The sequence below is a fragment of the Mesorhizobium sp. M4A.F.Ca.ET.020.02.1.1 genome, assembly GCF_004022645.1.
GTDB lineage: Bacteria > Pseudomonadota > Alphaproteobacteria > Rhizobiales > Rhizobiaceae > Mesorhizobium.
Map to the genome: position 1 here is coordinate 1 of NZ_RZOI01000767.1, position 2,775 is coordinate 2,775.

4 protein-coding genes and 1 pseudogene are annotated in these 2,775 nt (G+C 60.6%); 4 read left to right on the forward strand and 1 reads right to left on the reverse strand.

Features of this window, described 5'->3' with window-relative positions; genetic code table 11:
* Positions 1 to 39: 39 nt before the first annotated feature.
* Positions 40 to 648 (reverse strand): hypothetical protein, encoded by a 609-nt coding sequence (locus tag EN742_RS30750; protein WP_128333651.1) that lies wholly within the window; start codon positions 646 to 648, stop codon positions 40 to 42.
* A 154-nt stretch (positions 649 to 802) separates the two neighbouring features.
* On the opposite strand from EN742_RS30750, the gene EN742_RS30755 reads away from it, so the two are divergent.
* The 4 genes and pseudogenes from EN742_RS30755 to EN742_RS30770 form a co-directional block, all read left to right on the forward strand.
* A complete protein-coding gene (locus EN742_RS30755; RefSeq protein ID WP_245492432.1) occupies positions 803 to 1,696 on the forward strand; it encodes a lytic transglycosylase domain-containing protein in 894 nt (297 codons plus the stop codon).
* Between the two features lie 12 nt (positions 1,697 to 1,708).
* Complete coding sequence (locus EN742_RS30760; protein ID WP_127426864.1) at positions 1,709 to 2,050, forward strand: TrbC/VirB2 family protein; 342 nt, start codon at positions 1,709 to 1,711, stop codon at positions 2,048 to 2,050.
* Between the two features lie 3 nt (positions 2,051 to 2,053).
* Complete coding sequence (locus EN742_RS30765; protein ID WP_127426863.1) at positions 2,054 to 2,353, forward strand: VirB3 family type IV secretion system protein; 300 nt, start codon at positions 2,054 to 2,056, stop codon at positions 2,351 to 2,353.
* A gap of 2 nt (positions 2,354 to 2,355) precedes the next feature.
* Positions 2,356 to 2,775 (forward strand): annotated as a pseudogene (locus EN742_RS30770) (VirB4 family type IV secretion system protein); the annotation flags it as partial.

The window sequence follows — 2,775 nt, forward strand, 5'->3', positions numbered from 1 at the left end:
ACCCCGAAATCACGGCCGCCAATACGACAGCGAGCGATCTCATTTCGTCTTGATCCGGGGATCTGCCCACATGCCGTAGCCGCCACCCCGGCCAATCTTTTCTGCCTGCTCAAGATCGGGCCGCGCGAGGCCTCCGCCCGGCTTCCTGGCAAGTCGATGCGTGCCGAGCGATACCAATTGCTCCTCGAACATGTCGACCGTGTCGAGACTGCCGGGGTAGTTGTAGTAGCCGTAACAGGTCGCGTCCTGGATAGGCGCGTTGGCTTCGCTGACGAAGGCGCGGCAATAAATCACCTTTGGCGACTTCAACAGTGTCTTGAGTCCCTGCTCGGCATAGTCGGCGCAGCTGCCGGCGAAGTTCTCGCGACGGTTCACCATGTCGCCCTCGCAGGGCTCGATACCGAAGAGGTGGACGGTGACCTTGTCGTCGACCGCGAAATCGGTCGGCGAAACCGCCTTGAATCCGCTGGCGGAGGCGAACCCCTTGCGGTCCGTGACGCCGCCCTTGCCGTCGTAATATTCGATGACCAGCACGGTTTTCCCAGGTGCGGCGAGCGAACGGATATAGGCCTGGTCCACGGGACTCGCGGCAAGCGCCGGCATGGCCATCAAAAGGGACAGACCAAGGCTGCTGAGGCAACGTTTCATAGGGGCCGTTTTCCTCGGTTGCGGGCGGCGGGGCGAATTGCAATGTGCTCTTTTCGCATTCTCGACGCAAGAAAAAATCATAGGCAAATTGACATTCTTTTTTATCTGACATACCGATTCCTGCATTCGACGTTCCTGCCTCGGATGATCTGGAATGGCCTTGTCACGTTTTCACTCGCAAGTTTTGCACTACGTCGCGCCAGTCCTGCTCGCGACCATAGGAATGCATTCCGCCGGCTCGGCACTCTCGGCAGAACAAAGGCATGAGACTGCGCAATCTACCGTCAGGTCCACTCAAACTGCTGGTCCAGAGACCGATTCCGAAGCAGTGGACAGCGTCTTTCGCAATCGTTGGCTCGATGGTGCCCGGCAATACGTTGTTTCCGCAGACGGCAAGCTTCAAACGGCAGATGGTTCGCTTGGTGACGTCGAGGTGGGAAATGCGACGATTGCCGGGACTGCCAATGATGGCTCTGGCCAGCAGAGTCAATTTGACCTTTCTACAATCAAGCCTGCATTGCCATGTGGCCCATCACCTCTAACGGCAGCGGAAATTGCTCGTCTGGTGGTCGAGGCGGCACAAAAGTACCGGGTCGATCCCGCTTTCGCGCTCGCCGTTTCGACGGCCGAGAGCCGTCTGGATCGCGATCGCAATTCGCCCAAGGGCGCTCGCGGGCCGATGCAGCTCATGCCTCCGACCGCAGATTTTCTCGGGGTCACCGACATTTGCGATCCCGCTGAGAACATCGACGGTGGGGTCAGGTTGTTGAAGTCGCTGTTCGAGACCTACCGGAATCCGCTGATCGTCGCGGCTGCCTACAATGCGGGCGAGACCAACGTCCAGAAGTACGGGGGCGTGCCGCCATTCCCGGAAACCGTCCGCTTCGTCGCCGAGGTGATCAATCGCCAGATCGGACTGCCCCTGCCAAGGGCAAAGGACCAAGGCACGAAGGGGACTTTGACCCAGAGAATTGACGACGACGCCGCGGCCGGCGTGCTTGCCAATGCCACACCGCGCCAGTGGGTTGGCGGTGTCATGCAATTCTAGAAGGAGACCGACATGAAGAACCACATCCTCTCGCATTTGGGGTCGCCCGCCGCTCGGCCCGCGTTGCTTCTGCTGATGGTTGCGGCATTGGCGGTCACAGCTGCCGAGCCGGCGCTCGCCCAACAGACATCGGGCGCGTTCGCACCGCTGGAAACGGCCGTCCAGATGATCGTCGATTTCATCACTGGACCTTTCGGGCGGCTGCTGGCGATCATTGCTGTGATCGGTCTCGGCTTCCTCGCCTTTGCCGGGCGGCTCTCCTGGTTTACGGCCGGCGCTGTCGTGATCGGTATCGGCCTTGTCTTCGGCGCCCCAGCGATCGTCGACCAGATGATCTCGGCGGTTGGGAAGTGAGCCATGAGCGACCTCTCCGACGACAGGCCGTATCTTACGCCGCTGGTCATCGGCCTAACGCGGCCGCCGATGATGTGGGGCATACCGCTCACTGCCTTCTATCTGATCATCGGCCTCACGCTGATCACTTTCCTGGTGACGACCAGCTTCTGGGCCGCGACGATAGCGCCCGTCGCCTATCTGGCGCTCTTCGCACTCACCAGCCGCGATATCCGCATCCTTGACCTCGCCCAGGTGGCTGGTCGCCGCACACCGCGGACGCCGAACAAGCTGTTCTGGGGCACGAACTCTTACGGGCCATAACCATGCTTACTGTCGTTGCCGACGAACTGGGTTTCGGACGTGAGCGCCGCCGCGAACGGTCGATCGCCTCGCACATCCCTTACATGCGCCACCTTTCCGATACCGTCATCGGTCTCGAAAGTGGTGCCGTTCTCAGCGTCATCAAGCTCGATGGGTTGTTCTTCCAAACCGAGGACCAGGCCGAGCTCAACATGCGCGCCAGCGTGCAGAACACCTTGATCCGCGCGCTCGGATCAAGCCGCTATTCGCTCTGGTCGACGGTGATCCGCAGGCAGGTCAAGCCGGAGCTCGGCGGCTCGTTCTCCGATCGCTTCTGCGACCTTCTCAATCAGCGCTACTCGGCGGTGCTTAGCGAGAAGCGCATGTTCGCGAACGAACTCTATTTGACGATCGTACGGACCGGCATGCGCGGTCCCTTAGGA